The organism is Aeromonas sp. 600527 (assembly GCF_049175415.1).
GTDB lineage: Bacteria > Pseudomonadota > Gammaproteobacteria > Enterobacterales > Aeromonadaceae > Aeromonas > Aeromonas veronii_A.
In genome coordinates, this window is the sequence record NZ_JAAKVA010000012.1 from 65,346 (window position 1) to 83,621 (window position 18,276).

Below are 18,276 nucleotides of genomic sequence, written 5' to 3' on the forward strand. Positions count from 1 at the left end.
TCCAAATCTGGAGGTGAATGATGAAAAGCCCGATTGGTCTTGATACTGCTCAATCACAAGCCCTGGCAGCCGAGTTGAACAAATTGCTGGCCAGCTACCAGATCCTCTACATGAACGTGCGCGGCTTCCACTGGAATATCCGTGGTAACCAGTTCTTCGAACTGCACCTGAAATTTGAAGAGATTTACAACGACCTGCTGCTGAAAGTCGATGCACTGGCCGAGCGGATCCTGACCCTGGATGGCGTGCCAATGCACAGCTTCAGTGACTACCTGAAAGTCTCTGCCATCCCGGAGCAAAAAGGGCTGCACGATGGCCGCGCCTGTGTCGAATCCTTGCTGGATAGCTTCCGCGAACTGTTGGTCGCCCAGCGCCGTATTCTGGGTCAGGCCGCCGAAGCCGGTGATGAGGGCACTGCCTCCATTCTCTCCGACTATGTGCAGCAACAAGAAAAACTGGTCTGGATGCTGCGCGCTTATCTGGCCTGATAGTGAACCAAGCCGACTACAGCGTACGTATGCTGGGTTGAGTAAGCACCGGGCCGAAAGCTCCTGACCAGACTACGGCCCAATCCGTCTGATTGTTATGTTCTGTTGCAAACCTGAGTTGTCTCTCCTTTTATCCACCCGCTTGCCGCCCTGTTTGGGCGGCTTTTTTGTTTTTGATCTGCATCAATGAAAACTGAATTGGTAAATTGAATACCTATTAAGTTCTGAGCAGTAGGAATAGAATCGCCACAAAACAAATAACTGAAATGTCCAATTAGGAGAGGCATGATGTTTTGTGTGCAATGTGAACAGACAATTCGTACCCCGGCTGGCAACGGCTGTGCCTACGCACAAGGTATGTGCGGCAAGACGGCTGAAACCTCGGATCTGCAAGATGTGCTCATCTATACCCTGCAGGGACTCAGCGCCTGGGCGCTGGCCGCCCGCGAGCAGGGCATCATCGACCGCGAGATCGATGCCTTCGTGCCCAAGGCCTTCTTCGCCACCCTCACCAACGTCAACTTCGACTCGAATCGCATCGTGGCCTACGTCAATCAGGCCATCGCTTATCGCCAGCAGTTGGCCGATCGTCTGACCGCTATGGCGGTGCAGGTGAACGATTTGCCACAGTCCGCTTATTTCGAGCCCGGTGCCGAGCTGCTGGAACAACTTGCCCATGCTGCCCCAGCCGCCCCCAATCGGGGCAAGAGCGAGGTGAACGAGGACATCATGGGGCTGCGTCTGCTCTGTCTTTACGGCCTCAAGGGTGCCGCCGCCTATATGGAGCACGCCTGGGTGCTGGCTCAGCAGAGTGACGAGGTGGCCGCCGAATTCCACCGCATCATGAGCTGGCTCAGTGCAGACCCAAACGAAACAGATCAACTGTTCAGCTGTGCCATGGAGATCGGTCAGCTCAACTTCAAAATCATGGAGATGCTGGATTTGGGTGAAACCAGCGCCTTCGGTCACCCGGAGCCGACCCAGGTCAGGGTCACGCCAATTCCCGGCAAGTGCATTCTGGTCTCCGGCCACGACATGATGGATCTCAAACTCATTCTGGAGCAGACCAAAGGAACCGGCATTCATGTCTACACCCACGGCGAGATGCTGCCCGCGCTGGCCTACCCCTTCTTCAAGCAGTACCCCCATCTGGTGGGCAACTACGGCTCCGCCTGGCAAAACCAGCAGAAGGAGTTTGCCAACTTCCCGGGCGCCGTGGTGATGACCTCCAACTGCATCATCGACCCGAATGTGGGCAACTACTCGGATCGCATCTTTACCCGCTCCATCGTCGGCTGGCCGGGCGTCACCCATCTGGAGGGGGATGATTTCTCCGCCGTGATTGCCAAGGCCCAAGCGCTGGAAGGCTTCAAGCACGTTGAGCTCGAGCACTTCATCACCATCGGCTTTGCCCGCAACGCCCTGATGCAGGCCGCCCCCGCGGTGATTGAGAAGGTCAAAGCCGGGGAGATCAGCCACTTCTTCCTGGTGGGTGGCTGTGACGGTGACAAGGCCGAACGCGCCTACTTCACCGAGTTTGCCAAGGCGGCTCCGCGCGACAGCCTGCTGCTCACCCTGGGTTGCGGCAAGTACAAGTTCAACAAGCTCGACTTTGGCGACATCGGCGGCATTCCCCGTCTGCTGGACGTGGGCCAGTGCAACGATGCCTACTCCGCCATTCAGTTGGCGCAGGCACTCTCCGAGGCGTTCGAGTGCGGGGTCAACGATCTGCCGCTGACGCTGGTGCTCTCCTGGTTCGAGCAAAAAGCCATCGTCATTCTGCTCACCCTGCTCTCCCTCGGGGTGAAGGACATTCGTACCGGCCCGACCGCCCCCGCCTTCCTCACCCCGGCTCTGCTCAAGGTGCTGGAGGAGCAGTTTGGCCTGAAAGGGACCACCACGGCCGAGGCTGACTTGGCCGAGATCCTGGCGGCCTGATCGGCACCTCATGTTGTAAGCGTTTGGCGAGCCGCCCGGCTCGCCTTTTTTCTGGATCCGGCTTTTTCACCAGACGTTTTTCGAACCGTTTAAAACCTAAGGAGCCTTGTGATGACCTCTCTCACGCTCACCTGCATTGGCCGCCAACAGAACACCCACGACGTCGTGAGCTGGCAGCTGGCGCCGCTTTCCGGCAGCCTCCCTCCCGTACTGGCTGGCCAGTGCATCACCCTGCATACCGAGATTGACGGCCAGACGGAGTGCCGCGCCTATACCCTCTCCTCCAGCCCGCAGGATGAATGCTGGCAAGTGACTATCAAGGATGTGGGACGGGTCTCTCGCCATATGCACCAGACCCTGCAAGTGGGGGGCGAGATCCGGGTGGATGGCCCGTTCGGCGACTTCAACCTGACTGCCTTGCCTTGCGAACGGCCACTGCTGCTCAGTGCCGGTTCCGGCATTACCCCCATGTGGGCCATGTTGCGGGACGAGCTCGCCAAACGGCCGGATGCCGATATCCGCTTTATTCATAGCGCCCGCTCGCCAGCAGATGTGATCTTCGCAGATGACTTGGCTGCACTGGCTGAGACCCATGCCGGTGTACGCCATGCCCTGATTCTGGAAGAGGCACCTGCAGATCACCCCTGGATTGGCCGACTTACCCCCGCCATGCTGGCCGAATTGGCCCCAGATCTGCGCGAACGCCATGTCTATCTCTGCGGCCCGGCCCCCTATATGGCGGCGGTCAGCGCCATGCTGGCTGAGCTGGGATTGCCGCCGGATCAGCTGCATCAGGAGTCCTTTGGCCTTCCCCCCACAGAGCCCGCCACCACCACCAGCGACCACTTCTGGCTGACCCTGAAAAAGAGCGGCAAAAAGGTGAAGATCCTGCCGGGTCAGACCCTGCTGGCTGCGCTGGAAGCTGCTGGTGAAACCATGATGGCTGCTTGTCGCGCCGGAGTATGTGGCAGCTGTCGTTGCACCACCACTGGTGACATCGAGCGCCAGAGCGTGATGACCCTGAGTGCGCAGGATCTGGAGAGCGGCATTGCTCTGGCATGCTCCTGCACTGCGAAAGGGGATATCAGTCTCGATTATTGAGGTGTGGTGAAGGCTTCTGTGAGGTGCGGTGAACGCGTTATCGGTATCCCAACCTTTTCCCAACTAGACAGGGGCGCTAGACTCTGCCCCAGTTTCACCAGAACACGGGATAAAAAATGACAATACTGGTCACAGGGGGTGCCGGCTATATCGGCTCCCACACCCTGGTTGAGCTGCTCGGTGCGGGGCAGCAGGTCGTGGTGCTGGACAACCTCTCCAACTCTTCACCGGAGTCACTCAAGCGGGTCGAACAGATCACCGGCAAGCCGGTCATCTTCGTCGAAGGGGATGTGCTGGACAGAGCCTGTCTGCAGCAGCTGTTTGCCAACCATCAGATCAAATCGGTGATCCACTTCGCCGGTCTCAAGGCGGTCGGGGAGTCGAGCCAGATCCCGCTCACCTACTACCAGAACAACATCACCGGCACTCTGGTGCTGTGCGAAGAGATGGCCAAGGCTGGGGTTTTCCGGCTGGTATTCAGCTCCTCGGCCACCGTCTATGGCGATCCCGCCTCGGTACCGCTGCGGGAAGATTTCCCCACCAGCGCCACCAACCCCTATGGTCGCTCCAAGCTGATGGTGGAGGAGATCCTCCGTGATCTCGCCAAATCCGATCCCCGCTGGGCCATCGTACTGCTGCGTTACTTCAACCCGGTAGGCGCCCACGAGAGCGGCCTGATTGGTGAAGATCCCAACGGCATCCCCAACAACCTGTTGCCCTATATCAGCCAGGTGGGTGTCGGCAAGCTCAAGGAGCTGGGGGTATTTGGCAACGACTACCCGACCCCGGATGGCACCGGTGTGCGCGATTACATCCACGTGGTGGATCTCGCCATCGGTCACCTCAAAGCGCTGGCACGCATCGAGTCTGATACCGGCGTCTTTACCTATAACCTGGGCACAGGTCAGGGGTACTCGGTGCTGGAGATGATCAAGGCATTTGAAGTGGCCAGCGGTCGCACCATTCCCTACCAGATCAAACCCCGTCGCCCGGGCGACATCGCCGAGTGCTGGGCCGAGCCGCACAAGGCCCGTGCCGAGCTGGGTTGGCAGGCAGAGCGCGGTCTGGAGCGGATGATGATCGATACCTGGCGCTGGCAAAGCCAGAATCCGAACGGCTATCAAAGCTGATCTCTAGCGGACTGATAATAAAACGCCCCGATATCTTGATATCGGGGCGTTTTATTTTGTGGCACTCAATCAGTGAGTCTGACTACGTAATAGTGGTAATGGCGCGAGATAGGGAACGATGCGTCCAATCAGCCGATCCGCCAGGGGGGTCAGCAGCAACCAGGGCAGGCAGAGGGTGGCCAGCCCCAGTGCGCCGACGTAGACATCGGTAAACCAGTGAGCGCCCGCCAGAATGCGTGGTGCGGAAAAGAGCGGCACCATCAACAATGCGGTGAGACCCGCCCAACGTGGCAGATAACGTAAGGCGTAACCCGCGAAGATCATCAGGAACAGGGCATGATCCCCCGGGAAACTATCGCCCGAAGAGTCCTTGGTCGGAATACCGCTTAGCTGGGTCACCCGCAGCGCATCGGGCACCATCAGGGTCGGGCTGGGCCGCTCCACCGGCAATCGGTGACCAAGCTGGTTGATCACCAGTGCACTCAGCAGCATGACAATGCCCATCGCCACCAGTTGGCGACGCCCCGCCAAATCCCGGGCAAAGAAACAGCGGGCCAGGATCAACCCCATACAGGTCAGTACTGCCAGATCGAACAGCCGGTTATTAGTGATGGCCACCAGATCGGCCCACAGCGCAGACTGCCCGAGCCAGCCATTGACGGTATGAAAAATCGCGAGGTCCCACTGATCCCAGGGACCATGAGCGGGCAGCGCAGCCCAACTGATGGCCACCAGACCACCGACCAGATAGCAAAGCAGGAACTTGCCCATGGGGACTCTCCGTTTGAAAAGGGCGATATCGTAAAACTGCAGGGTGCGTCACAAAACCGAAGAATTGTAAGAAAGTGCGACACAAAATCAAGCCTCAAATAAAGCCCAACAACCCACTCCAGCCTCGCACACCGCGACAGCGACAATATTTCTGCCTCCAGTGCGTCATCTGTGGGCCTCTCACCATGAGTGCGGCTTGTGCCACCACCGCAACACCCCCTAGAATGCCCACTTCCCTTTACTGCGAAAGGAAGCGGTATGCATATTCACATTCTCGGGATCTGCGGCACCTTTATGGGTGGTCTGGCGGTGTTGGCAAAACAGCTTGGTTATCGGGTGACCGGTTCGGATGCCAACGTCTATCCCCCCATGAGTACCCAGCTCGAGCAACAGGGCATCGAACTGACCGAAGGCTATGACCCCTCCCAACTCGATCCGGCGCCGGATCTGGTGGTGATCGGCAACGCCATGAGCCGCGGCAACCCCTGTGTTGAATATGTGCTGGACCGCAATCTGCCCTACATCTCCGGCCCCCAGTGGCTGCTGGAGCATGTGCTGCAGGATCGCTGGGTACTGGCCGTTGCCGGCACCCACGGCAAGACCACCACCGCCAGCATGCTGGCCTGGGTGCTGGAGTACGCCAAACTGGAGCCCGGTTTCCTTATTGGCGGCGTGCCGGGCAACTTCCCGGTCTCCGCCCGTCTCGGCTCTGCCCCCTTCTTCGTCATCGAAGCGGACGAGTACGACTGCGCCTTCTTCGACAAGCGCTCCAAGTTCGTTCACTACCACCCGCGTACCCTGGTGATGAACAACCTGGAGTTCGACCACGCCGATATCTTCCCGGATCTCGCCGCCATCCAGCGCCAGTTCCACCACCTGATGCGCACAGTGCCGAGCAACGGCCGGGTGCTGTTCCCGCAAACGGATGACAACCTCACCGCCGTACGCAAGATGGGCTGCTGGAGCGAAGTGGAGCTGGTGGGTCAGAACGACGCCAAGTGGAAAGCGGTCAAGCTGGCCGATGACGGCTCCGCTTTCGAGGTGTGGCTGGATGGCGAAAAGCAGGGCGAGGTGCACTGGGAGTGCATCGGCGAGCACAACGTCAACAATGGCCTGATGGCTATCGCGGCTGCCCGCCACGCCGGTGTCATGGTGGAGCACGGTATTGCAGCCCTCTGCCAGTTCAAATCCCCCAAACGGCGGATGGAGCTCAAGGGCGAGGTAGCTGGCATCAGCGTTTATGACGACTTCGCCCACCACCCCACCGCCATCGAAACCACCCTTGGCGGTCTGCGTGCCAAGGTAGGCAAAGCCCGTATCCTGGCAGTGCTGGAGCCGCGCTCCAACACCATGAAATTGGGGGTACACAAGGAGGAGCTGGCCGGCTGCTTCGATGGTGCTGACGAGGTATTCTTCTTCCAGCCTCCCAACATCGGCTGGGATCTCGGCGAAGTGACTGCCCATATGACCCGACCGGCCAAGGTGTTCAACGATCTGGAGACCCTGATCAACCGGCTGGTGGCCGAGAGCCGTGATGGCGACCATATTCTGATCATGAGCAACGGCGGCTTCGGCGGCATTCATGACAAGCTGATCGCCCGCCTCAAGGATTACCACGGCGAACTATGAACAAAGCGATCACCCTGGCGCTGACCGGCGCCTCCGGCGCCCCCTACGCCCTGCGCCTGCTCCAGTGTCTGGTGCAGGCGGACTATCGGGTCTATCTGCTCGCCTCCTCGGCGGCTCGTGTGGTACTCAAAACCGAGCAGCAGCAGGATTGGCCCGGCTCGCCGAAAGAGCTCTCTGCTTATCTCTGTCGCCAATATGGCGCCATCGATGGGCAGATCGTGGCCTGCGGCAAGGAGGAGTGGTTCTCGCCGGTCGCCTCCGGTTCGGCCGCGCCCAAGCAGATGGTGGTCTGCCCCTGCTCCATGGGCACCGTCTCGGCCATTGCCAACGGCACCTCGGACAACCTGCTGGAACGGGCGGCGGACGTGGTGATCAAGGAGCGTGGCCAGCTGATCCTGGTGCCCCGCGAAACCCCCTTCTCGGCGATCCATCTGGAGAACATGCTGAAACTGGCGCGGCTCGGGGTGACCATCATGCCCGCCGCGCCCGGCTTCTACCATGAGCCAAAGAGTATTGCGGATCTGGTGGACTTTATGGTCGCCCGCATCCTCGATCATCTGGGTGTCGAGCATGAGCTGACCCACCGCTGGGGCTATGGACACGGCTGAGCAGGCCAGACAAAGCGGATAAAAAAAGCGCCCCTTGATGAGGGGCGCCTTTTTTCGTTAAGCCGTATCAGCAAGCCTGAATAGGTGCCGTCACGTACTTGAACAGGAAATCAGTCACCTCTTCGCGCGCCGGGCGCTGGGGTTGATTGATCATCTGCATCATCACATAGCCAAAACCGGTCAAAGAGCGGGCCAGATCCTGTGCCGACAGCACGCTGGTGATCTCCCCTGCATCCATGGCGGTTTGCAGCTCGCTGGCGATCAGCTCAAGGCACTGATCGAGCAGCCGGGTATAGCGGGGCCATACCTCTTCCCGAACCGAGGAACTCCACTCCAGCCAGATACCGGCATAATCCGGTTGATCGTAGGCGGCATCGACAGAGAGGCGTACATGACGCTGGATCTTGTCGAAAATGGAGCCCTGGTCACCGTATGCCTGCGACAGCATCTGGTTCACAAAGCGTTCGATCTCGGCCAGCACCTCATCTACCAACTCCTCGCGGGTGTTGAAATAGTTGAAGACAGTGGCAACAGAGACCTTGGCCTGCTCGGCAATTTCGGCGTGGCCAGCACGACCAATACCGCGGCGGGAGAACACCTCGATGGCACATTCCATCAATTGGGAGCGACGAGCTTCCGGCGACAGCCGGGTACGACGTCTTATTTCTGCGCGTGGTTCCATAGTTTTTATCATCTAATAGTTATTGATTATGGTGTTTATAGTATTTTAACTAATCATGCCTGAGTGCCTGCTAACTCTATCAATTAAAATAAGCTGATAAAAGCACCACGTATCTCTAGCACCCTTCAACATGAGTGGTAGAATCATCGGTTTTGATATTCATGAACGGCCAAATCCCCTTTGGCCTTATGGGAGTAAGTGATGAAACACACCGTCGAGGTGATGATCTCCGAGGCTGAAGTCGCCGCCCGGATCGCCAAATTGGGTGAAGAGATCACCGCCCGCTATCAGGGTTCTGACGAAGTCGTAATGATTGCGCTGCTGCGCGGTTCCTGCATCTTCCTGGCCGACCTCTGCCGCCAGTGCCAGCTGCCCATCACCCTGGACTTCATGACCGCCTCCAGCTACGGCTCCGGCATGCACAGCACCCGTGACGTCCGCATCCTCAAAGACCTGGACGACGATATCAAGGGCAAGGATGTGGTGATCGTGGAAGACATCATCGATACCGGTTACACCCTCAACAAGGTGCGCGAGATCCTCTCCCTGCGCGAGCCGAAATCCCTGGCCATCTGCACCCTGCTGGACAAACCCTCCCGCCGCGAAGTGCAGGTGCCGGTCGACTGGGTCGGCTTCGCCATCCCGGACGAATTCGTGGTCGGCTGTGGCATCGACTACGCCCAGAAGTACCGCAACCTGCCCTTCATCGGCAAAGTGGTACCCCAGGAGTAAGCCAGGTTCAGGACTATCACGGGTGAAGTGGCCTTGTGCCCTTTACTTTGTGCAGGCGGCCTTGGCCGCCTTTTCTGTATCGAGCCGGATTCAACCATCACAGAGGTTGCAATGAACGCACTGGAAATCAGCGGCCTGAAAAAGACCTATCAGGGGGGCGTTGAAGCTCTTAAAGGCATTGATCTTACCGTCAAGCAAGGGGACTTCTTCGCCCTGCTCGGCCCGAACGGCGCGGGCAAATCTACCACCATCGGCATCATCAGCTCGCTGGTGAACAAGAGCGCCGGCAAGGTGAAGGTGTTTGGCTACGACATCGACAGCGATCTGGAACAGGCCAAGGCCCAGCTCGGACTGGTGCCGCAGGAGTTCAACTTCAGCCAGTTCGAGAAGGTGATCCAGATCGTCACCCATCAGGCCGGTTTCTACGGCGTGCCCAAGGCGGAAGCCAAGATCCGCGCCGAAAAGTACCTGCGCCAGCTCGATCTGTGGGAGAAGCGCGACATGCCGGCCCGCACCCTCTCCGGCGGCATGAAGCGCCGTCTGATGATCGCCCGCGCCCTGATGCACGAGCCCAAACTGCTGATCCTCGATGAACCGACCGCCGGGGTCGATATCGAGATCCGCCGCTCCATGTGGAGCTTCCTCAAGGATCTCAACGAGCAGGGTGTCACCATCATCCTCACCACCCACTATCTGGAAGAGGCCGAGATGCTGTGCCGCAACATCGGCATCATCGACAAGGGTCGTCTGATCGAGAACACCAGCATGAAAAACCTGCTGGGCAAGCTGGGTCGCGAGACCTTCCTGCTCGATCTGGCGCCTGGTTCTGCCGTGCCGAACCTGCCGGAGTTCAACGGCCGCATGCCGGATGAGCGCACCCTGGAAGTGGATCTCGACAAGAGCCAGTCCCTCAACAGCCTGTTCGAGCAGCTGTCGAACCAGCAGGTGCAGGTGCTGAGCATGCGCAACAAGGCCAACCGGCTGGAAGAGCTGTTTGTCACCCTGGTCGAAGAGGGGAGAAAAGCATGAACCTGACCACTTACTACATCGCCTTCAAGAGCATTCTGGCCAAAGAGGTGAGTCGCTTTACCCGGATCTGGATCCAGACCCTGGTGCCGCCCGCCATCACCATGAGCCTCTACTTCGTCATCTTCGGCAACCTGATCGGTTCGCGCATCGGTGACATGGGCGGCTTCACCTACATGGAGTTCATCGTGCCCGGCCTCATCATGATGTCGGTGATCACCAACTCCTACTCTAACGTCGCCTCCTCCTTCTTCAGCGCCAAGTTCCAGCGCAACGTGGAGGAGCTGCTGGTGGCACCAGTGCCCAACTACGTCATCATCGCCGGCTACGTGGGCGGTGGCGTGGCGCGCGGCCTCTGCGTCGGCCTCATTGTCACCCTGGTGTCGCTGTTCTTCGTGCCGCTGCAGATCCACCACCTGTTCAGCGTCTGCGTCACCGTGCTGCTGACCGCCATCCTCTTCTCACTGGGTGGCCTCATCAACGCTGTGTTTGCCAAGACCTTCGACGACATCAGCATCATCCCCACCTTCGTGCTGACGCCGCTCACCTATCTGGGCGGGGTGTTCTACTCCATCAGCCTGCTGCCCCCCTTCTGGCAGGGGGTCTCCCAGGTGAACCCCATCATCTACATGGTGAACGCGTTCCGTTACGGCTTCCTCGGTATCTCCGACGTGCCGCTCGGAACCGCCTACCTCATCATCACCGGCTTCATCGTGGCTCTCTACGGTCTGGCATGGTGGCTTATCTCGCGCGGCACCGGCCTGCGTCACTGATAGCCAAAACGGGCACCTCGCGGTGCCCGTTTTTTATATCCCTCCAAATGTTGCCACTTCAACCAACTAGCGACCGTCTCAATAACCTGCCTGTTATTAAGGATTTACCTGACACCTTGTGATCTACCGCAACTTTCGAATTACCCCCAAAGGTATAATTCTCGCGGTTGGATGTGCCGTCACGGATGGCTCGTCCGTCTCTTCATTTCTCTCATCAGGGCAGGATCGCCTATGTCACTTATCACCGAGTTGCCAGCCATTTTCGATAGTTTTTCAGATGCCCGTCGTCAGGGCTTTCTGGCTGTGATGGCACTCAAGGAGCGACAGATCCCCCTGGTCGGCACCTACTGCACCTTTATGCCGCAGGAGGTGGCGATGGCCGCCGGCGCGGTGGTGGTCTCACTCTGCTCCACCAGCGACGAGACCATCGAGGAGGCCGAGAAAGACCTGCCCCGCAACCTCTGCCCGCTGATCAAGAGCAGCTACGGTTTCGGCAAAACCGACAAGTGCCCCTACTTCTACTTCTCCGACCTGGTGGTGGGTGAAACCACCTGCGACGGCAAGAAGAAGATGTACGAGTACATGGCCGAGTTCAAACCGGTGCATGTGATGCAGTTGCCCAATCGCGCCGATGACGAAGCCTCCCGCACCCTGTGGCGCAGCGAAATCGTCCGCTTCAAGGAGTTGCTGGAGCAGCAGTTCGGCAACCCCATCAGCGAGCAGGCGCTGCGCGACGCCATCGTGCTGAAAAACCGCGAGCGCCGCGCACTGGCCGACTTCTACCGGCTGGGCCAGCTCAACCCGCCGGCGCTGAGCGGCACCGACCTGCTCAAGGTGGTCTATGGCGCCACCTTCCGCTTCGACAAGGAGCAGCTCATCAGCGAGCTGCAGGAGATGACCCGCCGCATCAAGGCCGAGTATGCCGAGGGCAAGCGGCTCGATGCCCGTCCGCGCATCCTCATCACCGGCTGCCCCATCGGCGGCGCGGCCGACAAGGTGGTGCGCCTTATCGAGGAGCACGGCGGCTGGGTTGTAGGTTACGAGAACTGCACCGGCGCCAAGGCGACCGAGCAGTGCGTCAGCGAGGAGGGTGACCTGTTCGATGCGCTGACCGACAAGTATCTGGCCATCGGCTGCTCTTGCATCTCCCCCAACCACCAGCGCATGAAGCTGCTGAGCCAGATGGTGGAGGAGTATCAGGCAGACGGGGTGATCGATGTGATCCTGCAGGCCTGCCACACCTATGCGGTGGAGTCGCTCGCCATCAAGCGCCATGTGCGCGAACGCCACGGCATCCCCTACATGGCGGTCGAGACTGACTACTCCAGCGCCGACAAGGGGCAACTGGCGACCCGGCTGGCCGCCTTTATCGAAATGCTGTGAGGAGGCGCCGTGTCACTCTCCATCGGGATTGACTCGGGCTCCACCGCGACCAAGGGGATCCTGTTCGACCACAAGGATGGCGGGCGTATCGTCCGCCGTTTTCTGGTGCCAACTCCCTTTCGTCCGCTGGCTGCCATCGAGCAAGGCTGGGAGGAGCTCTCGACCGATTTGCCAGAGCGCCCCCACCTGACCCTGACCGGCTATGGCCGCGATCTGGCGTCGTTTGCCGATCGGCGGGTTACCGAGATCTCCTGCCACGGGCTGGGGGCTCGCCTGCTCTGCCCGTCGGTACACACCGTCATCGACATCGGCGGCCAGGACAGCAAGGTGATCCAGCTCGATAGCGAGGGCAATCTCACCGACTTTCTGATGAACGACAAGTGCGCCGCCGGCACCGGTCGCTTTCTCGAGGTGATCACCCGCACTCTGGGGGCTCGGGTCGAGCAGCTCGACGAACTGTTGGAGGGCGCAGAGCCCCACGACATCAGCAGCATGTGTACCGTGTTTGCCGAGTCGGAGGCGATCAGCCTGCGCTCGGCGGGCATTCCCGCCGAGTCGATTCTGGCCGGTATCGTCCGCTCCATGGCCCGGCGCAGTGCCAACTTCATCGGCCGCCTCGGCGCCAGACCGAGCGTGCTCTTTACCGGCGGCGTCAGCCACTGCGCCACCTTCCGTCACTATCTGGCCGAAGGATTGGGCTGTGAGGTCGCCACTCACCCGGACGCCCAGTTTGCCGGTGCGCTGGGGGCCGCCCTGTTCGGCGCGCGCGCCAGCAGGGGAGGCAAATCATGAATCAGGAGTTTCTCTACCTGTTCCACTCCACCCTCGGCACAGTCAGACTACGCAAGCGGCTGGAGCAACATGGCCAGCAGTTTCGGGTCTGCGACGTGCCGCGCCTGCTTAGCGCCGGCTGTGGCCTCGCCATTCGCCTCCACTGCCCGCCAGACGAGTGGCAGCAGTGGTGCCAGAGTAGTGAAACTGCCGCCGTCTTTCGCTGCGAAGCGGACGGCGACTATCAGGAGCTGGCCCGCTATCCGGCCGATAGTCAGGACATGGCGAAGCAAACGCCTGTGGCTGGCAGTCGGAGTCATGGATGATAAAGAGCTATCCCATGGCCGTTTATTTACGCATGCTGGCCAGGCTGGCGCTGGGGGGATTCTTCCTCGCCTCTGCCGGGTTCAAGCTGGCCTCCCCCGCCATGTTCATCGAGCAGATCGGCGCCTTTGGCCTGCTCTGGCCGCCGCTGCTTCCGCTCGCGGCCTGGGGGCTGATCGCCCTTGAGCTCTGCGCAGGGCTGGCGGTCATCGCCAACCGGCGCTGGGGATTGTGGCTGGTGATCGGGCTGCTCGCCCTGTTTATTCCGGTGTTGGGCTATGGCATTGCCATCGGGCTCGACATCTCTTGCGGCTGTCTTGGCAGGGCTGATCTCAGCTCGTTGCCGGAGGCCATTGTGCGGGATCTGCTGCTACTGACGCTTGCGGGCGCCCTGCTGCGAACTTCCCGCCCCGTTTTTCCCGTTCCCGTTTTTCCCGTACTAAAGGAGTAGTGACATGATGACATTGCGATCCCGCACTCTGGTGGCCTCGCTGATCGCCGCCAGCTTTGCCCTCGCGGGCTGTGGCGATAACCAGTTCGAGCAGGAGGTGAAGCTTGAGCAATCGGCTGTACAGCTGGCACAGGAGGCGCAGCAGGGGGGCTATCAGCTGCTGACCGTGGCCGAGCTGAAAACCCGGATGGACAAGGGCGAGGAGCTGGTGATCATCGACACCATGCCCTATGAGGACTCCTACAAGAAGGAGCACATCCCGGGCGCCAAGAACTTTGCCTTCGTGAAAGAGGCCAAGGCTGGCGACAACTGGAGCGAGATTGTCGAGGGAAGCGGGACACCGGAGCAGTTCCAGGCGCTGCTGGGTGAAGACAAAGCTCGCCCCGTGGTGATCTACTGCGGCTTCGTCAAGTGCGGCCGCAGCCACAATGCCGCCGCCTGGGCGGTCAATCAGGGCTATCAACAGGTCTATCGGGTGCCGGGTGGCATCTTCGCCTGGAAAGGGGCCGGCTACCCCGTCACGGCCGAGTAACCCGACCTTTCGCCCCAAAAAAAGAAGCCCGCAACTGCGGGCTTCTCTCATTTCGATGCTGGCAGTCAGCTGGCGACTCGGGACGCTTCGCCTAGTGCGACATCGCTCTGCACCTGTTTGCCAAGCAGGCGCTTGGTGATCATGGCCGCCATGATGGAGCCGTTGACGTTGAGAGCAGTACGGCCCATGTCCACCAGCGGCTCGATGGCGATCATCACCCCCACCAGCGCGATGGGGAAGTTGAGGGTGGAGAGCACGATAAGCGCGGCGAAGGTGCCGCCACCGCCGACGCCAGCCACCCCGATGGAGCCCAGCGCAATCACCGGCAGCAGAGTCAGCAGGAACAGGGGATCAAACGGGTTGATGCCGAGCATGGGGGCAATCATCGCCACCATCATGGCCGGATAGATACCGGCGCAGCCGTTCTGGCCGAGGTTGGCACCGAACGAGGCGGCAAAGTTGGCGATGCTGGAGGGCACCCCAAGACGTTGCTGGGTCTCGATGCTGAGTGGAATGGAAGCCGCGCTGCTGCGGGAGATAAAGGCGAAGGTGAGCACGCCCCACACTTCCCGCAGATAGTGCAGCGGGTTCTGGCCGATCAGCAGCAGGATCACCATGTGCACCGCAAACATCGCCAGAATGGCGACGTAGCAGACCAGAATAAAGCCGAGCAGGCTGAGGATCTCGCTCAGGGGATAGTGGGCCACCACCCGGGCGATCAGCGCCATCACGCCATAGGGGGTGAGCGCAATCACCACCCGCACCATCTTCATCACCCACAGTTGCAGAGTGTCGATGGCCACAGCGGCGCGAGCACCGGCCTCTGGATGCTCCGCCTTCATCTGCAGCAGGGCAACCCCGGCCAGCACGGTGAAGATCACCACCCCGATCACCGAGAGGCCGCGACTACCCGCCATATCAGCAGCAAAGTTGGTGGGCACCAGCGAGAGCAGCAGAGCCGGCAGGGTCTGGGCACTGTCGATGGTGCTCATGCTCTGTTGCAGGGCTGCCGCGTCGCTGCCGTGGCTCAACAGCCCGGTGGCGGTAAGGCCGCTCAGGTGGGTAATGCTCATCCCTACCACACCGGCGATCATCACCAGGGTCAGCATGGAGCCGATCAGCACGGCGCTGATCTTGCCGAGGGACTGGGCCTGCTCCAGCTTGTTGATGGCGGAGAGGATGGAGGTGAACACCAGCGGCATCATCACCACCTTGAGCAGGCTGACATAGCCGCCGCCGATGATATTGACCCACTCCAGGGTCTGCTGGACGCCGGCATCATCGGCGCCCCAGCCCAGCTGCAGAGCGAGACCAAACAGCCCCCCCAGCAGCAGACCGGCGAGCACCTTGCGCGAGAGCGGCACCGAAGCGGGTAGCCGGGTCAGGGCAAAACAGAGCAGACAGAAGAGCAACGAAGCAAACAAGGTAAACATAAATAAACACCTGTAGCGGCCATCAGGGCCGATTGTGGAGAGAGAAAACAGCGGGTGCGAGCAGATTCGCGAGGGAAAACGCCAAATGGCAGGCGTGAAAAAGCAGCGGACGCCCGGGAAGGCGTCCGCTGACAATCGGGAGAATTACTTCTTTACGGTGACGACGCGGTTGTCGATAAGGCGGGCCTTGCCCAGATAGGCAGCCATCAGGATCACCAGCTGCGCGCTCTCGTCAGTGGCAGATTCGAGGGTGGCGGCATCGACGATGTCGATGGCATCGGTACGAAAACCGGCGTTGTCGAGGCGTTGGCTGGCCTGCGCCACCAAGGAGGGCAGGTGGTGGTCACCCGCTTCGATCTGCTCGGCGATCCAGTTCATGGTGCGCGCCAGCTCGGGAGCAATGGCCCGCTCGGCGGCAGTCAGGTAGCCGTTGCGGGAAGAGAGTGCCAGCCCGTCTTCGGCCCGCACGGTCGGCACGCCGACAATCTCGATGGGCATCGCCATGTCGGCCACCATCTTGCGAATAAGCGCCAACTGCTGGTAATCCTTCTGGCCAAAGCAGGCCACATCCGGCTGGACCAGATTGAACAGCTTGGTGACGACAGTGCTGACCCCGCGGAAGTGACCCGGGCGCAGCGCCCCCTCCAGCAGATTGGAGAGACCCGGCACCTCGACGAAGGTCTGGCTCGCCAGCCCCTGCGGATACATGATCTCCGGGGTCGGGGTGAATACCATGTCGACGCCAGCCGCTTCCAGCGCAGCACAATCCTGCTCCAAGGTGCGCGGGTAGTTGGCAAGATCCTCGGCCTTGTCGAACTGCATCGGGTTGACGAAGATGCTGACCACCACCTTCTCGGCATGGCTGTGCGCCTCTTTCACCAGCGTCAGGTGGCCCTGATGCAGATTGCCCATGGTGGGCACGAATGCGATGGCACGCCCTTCACGGCGCCATTGGCTGATCTGCTCACGCAGAACGACGGGATTATTTACGACCAACATCAGCAGTTCACCTTCCGATAAATCAAAAAGAGAGACGGGTTGCATCTACCGGTAGCGCTCGGGCGGGATGAAGCACGAACATGGCTATCAGCAGTTCACCTTTAGATGAATCAATAAGATACGGATTAGCTATACGGATTAACTGTGCGAGGCGGAGAAGCAGAGACGGGGGCCGCAGCCCCCATCATGCAACTGCCAGGATCAGTTGAAGCAGTGCTCCGGGCCGGGGAAGCTCCCCTCGCTCACCTGCTGGACATAGAGGCGGATGGCGGCACGCACATCGCCGGTCTCGGCCAGGAAGTTCTTGGTGAACTTGGGCACATAGCCGGAGGTGACGCCAAAGGCATCGTGCATCACCAAAATCTGACCATCGGTCGCGGGGCCGGCACCAATGCCGATCACCGGGATGCGAAGCGCCTTGGTGATGCGCTCGGCCAGCGCAGTGGGCACACACTCGAGCACCAGCAGCTGGATACCGGCCGCTTGCAATTCGAGGGCCTGACGGTAGATCTCCTGGGCTTGAAACTCATCGCGCCCCTGCACCTTGAAGCCGCCAAAGACATGAACGGATTGCGGGGTGAGGCCGAGGTGACCACACACCGGCACCCCGTTGCGGGTAAGGTGGCGGATGGAGTCACAGAGCCAGTCGCCCCCTTCCATCTTCACCATGCGGGCACCGGCCGCCATCAGGCGGGCAGCGTTCTGGTAAGTCTGCTCGGGAGTGGCGTAGCTCATGAACGGCATGTCGGCGACCACCAGTGCCTTGCTGGCACCGCGCGCCACACAGCGGGTGTGATAGACCATCTCATCCATGTTGACCGCCAGGGTATCCTGACCCCCTTGCAGCACCATGCCCAGCGAATCGCCGATGAGCAGCACATGGGCCCCCTCGTCGTCGAACAGCTTGGCAAAAGTGGCATCATAGGCGGTGATGGCGGTGAACTTTTGACCGTCCTGCTTCATCTTCTGCAGGCTGGCGGTGGTGATCTTGCTCATAGAGGCTCCTGTACGTCTGCACTCGGCGCAATGATGGCCAAATCATTGTGCGGGCAGCGGGCAACCAGTAGGGCGAGCGGGGTGCCGCAGGGCAGCACCAGAGCAGGCGCAATTTCGGCAAGGGGCAGCAGCACGAACTCCCGCGCCTTCATGCCGTAGTGGGGTACGATCAGGCGCTCATGGTTGATCACCTGATCCCCATAGAGCAGCAGATCGAGATCCAAGGTTCTGGGTCCCCACCGCTCCTCTTTGCGCACACGTCCCTGTTCCAGCTCGATTTTTTGTAATTGATCCAGCAGCGCAAGGGGCGCGAGCCGGGTATTGAGCCGGGCCACGGCATTGACGTAGTCCGGCTGGTCAGCAGGCCCCATGGGGCGGCTGCTGTAAAACGACGAGGCCTCCACCAGCACAGATTCCGGCAACCTTGCCAAGGCAGCAACGGCGCGACGAGCCTGACCCAGCGGATCAGACAGGTTGGAACCAATGGCGATGAAGACCTCGGTCATCAC

Annotated in this window: 20 protein-coding genes; 14 read left to right on the top strand and 6 right to left on the bottom strand. The window is 60.3% G+C overall.

Going from position 1 to position 18,276, the window contains the following annotated elements:
• Positions 1-20 precede the first annotated feature (20 nt).
• The 4 genes from G5154_RS14880 to galE all read left to right on the top strand — a co-directional run bounded on the left by G5154_RS14880 (position 21) and on the right by galE (position 4,657).
• Positions 21-488, top strand: coding sequence for a Dps family protein (locus G5154_RS14880; protein ID WP_005362843.1), 468 nt, complete (start codon positions 21-23; stop codon positions 486-488).
• A 288-nt stretch (positions 489-776) separates the two neighbouring features.
• The gene (hcp, locus tag G5154_RS14885; protein ID WP_421263949.1) at positions 777-2,426 is read left to right on the top strand and encodes a hydroxylamine reductase; all 1,650 of its coding nucleotides are present in this window, start codon (positions 777-779) and stop codon (positions 2,424-2,426) included.
• A gap of 111 nt (positions 2,427-2,537) precedes the next feature.
• Entirely contained in the window at positions 2,538-3,527 is a 990-nt protein-coding gene (locus G5154_RS14890; RefSeq protein ID WP_216979452.1) for a hybrid-cluster NAD(P)-dependent oxidoreductase, read from the top strand.
• Positions 3,528-3,643: 116 nt separating this feature from the next.
• Positions 3,644-4,657, top strand: coding sequence for a UDP-glucose 4-epimerase GalE (galE, locus tag G5154_RS14895; protein ID WP_005343309.1), 1,014 nt, complete (start codon positions 3,644-3,646; stop codon positions 4,655-4,657).
• Positions 4,658-4,726: 69 nt separating this feature from the next.
• On the opposite strand, the gene G5154_RS14900 is transcribed toward galE, so the two are convergent.
• Positions 4,727-5,428 carry a phosphatase PAP2 family protein gene (locus tag G5154_RS14900; protein WP_005343308.1) on the bottom strand — a complete coding sequence of 234 codons (702 nt, stop codon included), beginning with the start codon at positions 5,426-5,428 and terminating at the stop codon, positions 4,727-4,729.
• A gap of 258 nt (positions 5,429-5,686) precedes the next feature.
• Here G5154_RS14900 and mpl point away from each other — a divergent pair, with 258 nt between their 5' ends.
• Both mpl and G5154_RS14910 read left to right on the top strand, forming a co-directional pair.
• Positions 5,687-7,057: a UDP-N-acetylmuramate:L-alanyl-gamma-D-glutamyl-meso-diaminopimelate ligase gene (gene mpl / locus G5154_RS14905; protein ID WP_421251177.1), complete on the top strand. Its 1,371-nt coding sequence runs from the start codon at positions 5,687-5,689 to the stop codon at positions 7,055-7,057.
• Positions 7,054-7,665: a flavin prenyltransferase UbiX gene (locus G5154_RS14910; RefSeq protein ID WP_216979453.1), complete on the top strand. Its 612-nt coding sequence runs from the start codon at positions 7,054-7,056 to the stop codon at positions 7,663-7,665. Before mpl ends, G5154_RS14910 begins: the two co-directional genes overlap by 4 nt.
• Positions 7,666-7,732: 67 nt before the next feature.
• On the opposite strand, the gene G5154_RS14915 is transcribed toward G5154_RS14910, so the two are convergent.
• The gene (locus G5154_RS14915; RefSeq protein ID WP_042656644.1) at positions 7,733-8,347 is read right to left on the bottom strand and encodes a TetR/AcrR family transcriptional regulator; all 615 of its coding nucleotides are present in this window, start codon (positions 8,345-8,347) and stop codon (positions 7,733-7,735) included.
• Positions 8,348-8,548: 201 nt separating this feature from the next.
• On the opposite strand from G5154_RS14915, the gene hpt reads away from it, so the two are divergent.
• The 8 genes from hpt to G5154_RS14955 all read left to right on the top strand — a co-directional run bounded on the left by hpt (position 8,549) and on the right by G5154_RS14955 (position 14,339).
• Positions 8,549-9,079 carry a hypoxanthine phosphoribosyltransferase gene (hpt, locus tag G5154_RS14920; RefSeq protein WP_139428617.1) on the top strand — a complete coding sequence of 177 codons (531 nt, stop codon included), beginning with the start codon at positions 8,549-8,551 and terminating at the stop codon, positions 9,077-9,079.
• Positions 9,080-9,190: 111 nt separating this feature from the next.
• A complete protein-coding gene (locus G5154_RS14925) occupies positions 9,191-10,108 on the top strand; it encodes an ABC transporter ATP-binding protein (RefSeq protein ID WP_421251176.1) in 918 nt (305 codons plus the stop codon).
• The gene (locus tag G5154_RS14930) at positions 10,105-10,878 is read left to right on the top strand and encodes an ABC transporter permease (protein WP_156853559.1); all 774 of its coding nucleotides are present in this window, start codon (positions 10,105-10,107) and stop codon (positions 10,876-10,878) included. The genes G5154_RS14925 and G5154_RS14930 overlap by 4 nt, the downstream gene beginning before the upstream one ends.
• Before the next feature lie 231 nt (positions 10,879-11,109).
• Positions 11,110-12,261, top strand: a complete 1,152-nt coding sequence (locus G5154_RS14935) for a double-cubane-cluster-containing anaerobic reductase (RefSeq protein WP_421251175.1) — start codon at positions 11,110-11,112, stop codon at positions 12,259-12,261.
• A 9-nt stretch (positions 12,262-12,270) separates the two neighbouring features.
• Positions 12,271-13,053 carry an acyl-CoA dehydratase activase gene (locus G5154_RS14940; RefSeq protein WP_421251174.1) on the top strand — a complete coding sequence of 261 codons (783 nt, stop codon included), beginning with the start codon at positions 12,271-12,273 and terminating at the stop codon, positions 13,051-13,053.
• Positions 13,050-13,358 (top strand): DUF3343 domain-containing protein, encoded by a 309-nt coding sequence (locus G5154_RS14945; RefSeq protein ID WP_421251173.1) that lies wholly within the window; start codon positions 13,050-13,052, stop codon positions 13,356-13,358. The genes G5154_RS14940 and G5154_RS14945 overlap by 4 nt, the downstream gene beginning before the upstream one ends.
• A gap of 14 nt (positions 13,359-13,372) precedes the next feature.
• Entirely contained in the window at positions 13,373-13,807 is a 435-nt protein-coding gene (locus G5154_RS14950) for a MauE/DoxX family redox-associated membrane protein (RefSeq protein WP_421251172.1), read from the top strand.
• A 4-nt stretch (positions 13,808-13,811) separates the two neighbouring features.
• On the top strand, positions 13,812-14,339 hold the full coding sequence (locus G5154_RS14955; protein WP_075114616.1) for a rhodanese-like domain-containing protein: 528 nt from the start codon (positions 13,812-13,814) through the stop codon (positions 14,337-14,339).
• A gap of 65 nt (positions 14,340-14,404) precedes the next feature.
• On the opposite strand, the gene G5154_RS14960 is transcribed toward G5154_RS14955, so the two are convergent.
• The 4 genes from G5154_RS14960 to folK all read right to left on the bottom strand — a co-directional run bounded on the left by G5154_RS14960 (position 14,405) and on the right by folK (position 18,273).
• Positions 14,405-15,772 (bottom strand): cation:dicarboxylate symporter family transporter, encoded by a 1,368-nt coding sequence (locus G5154_RS14960; protein WP_421251171.1) that lies wholly within the window; start codon positions 15,770-15,772, stop codon positions 14,405-14,407.
• 144 nt (positions 15,773-15,916) lie between these two features.
• On the bottom strand, positions 15,917-16,771 hold the full coding sequence (gene panC, locus G5154_RS14965; RefSeq protein WP_019445357.1) for a pantoate--beta-alanine ligase: 855 nt from the start codon (positions 16,769-16,771) through the stop codon (positions 15,917-15,919).
• Positions 16,772-16,972: 201 nt separating this feature from the next.
• A complete protein-coding gene (gene panB / locus G5154_RS14970) occupies positions 16,973-17,767 on the bottom strand; it encodes a 3-methyl-2-oxobutanoate hydroxymethyltransferase (RefSeq protein WP_042052384.1) in 795 nt (264 codons plus the stop codon).
• Positions 17,764-18,273 carry a 2-amino-4-hydroxy-6-hydroxymethyldihydropteridine diphosphokinase gene (gene folK / locus G5154_RS14975; RefSeq protein ID WP_227274398.1) on the bottom strand — a complete coding sequence of 170 codons (510 nt, stop codon included), beginning with the start codon at positions 18,271-18,273 and terminating at the stop codon, positions 17,764-17,766. Before folK ends, panB begins: the two co-directional genes overlap by 4 nt.
• Positions 18,274-18,276: the final 3 nt, after the last annotated feature.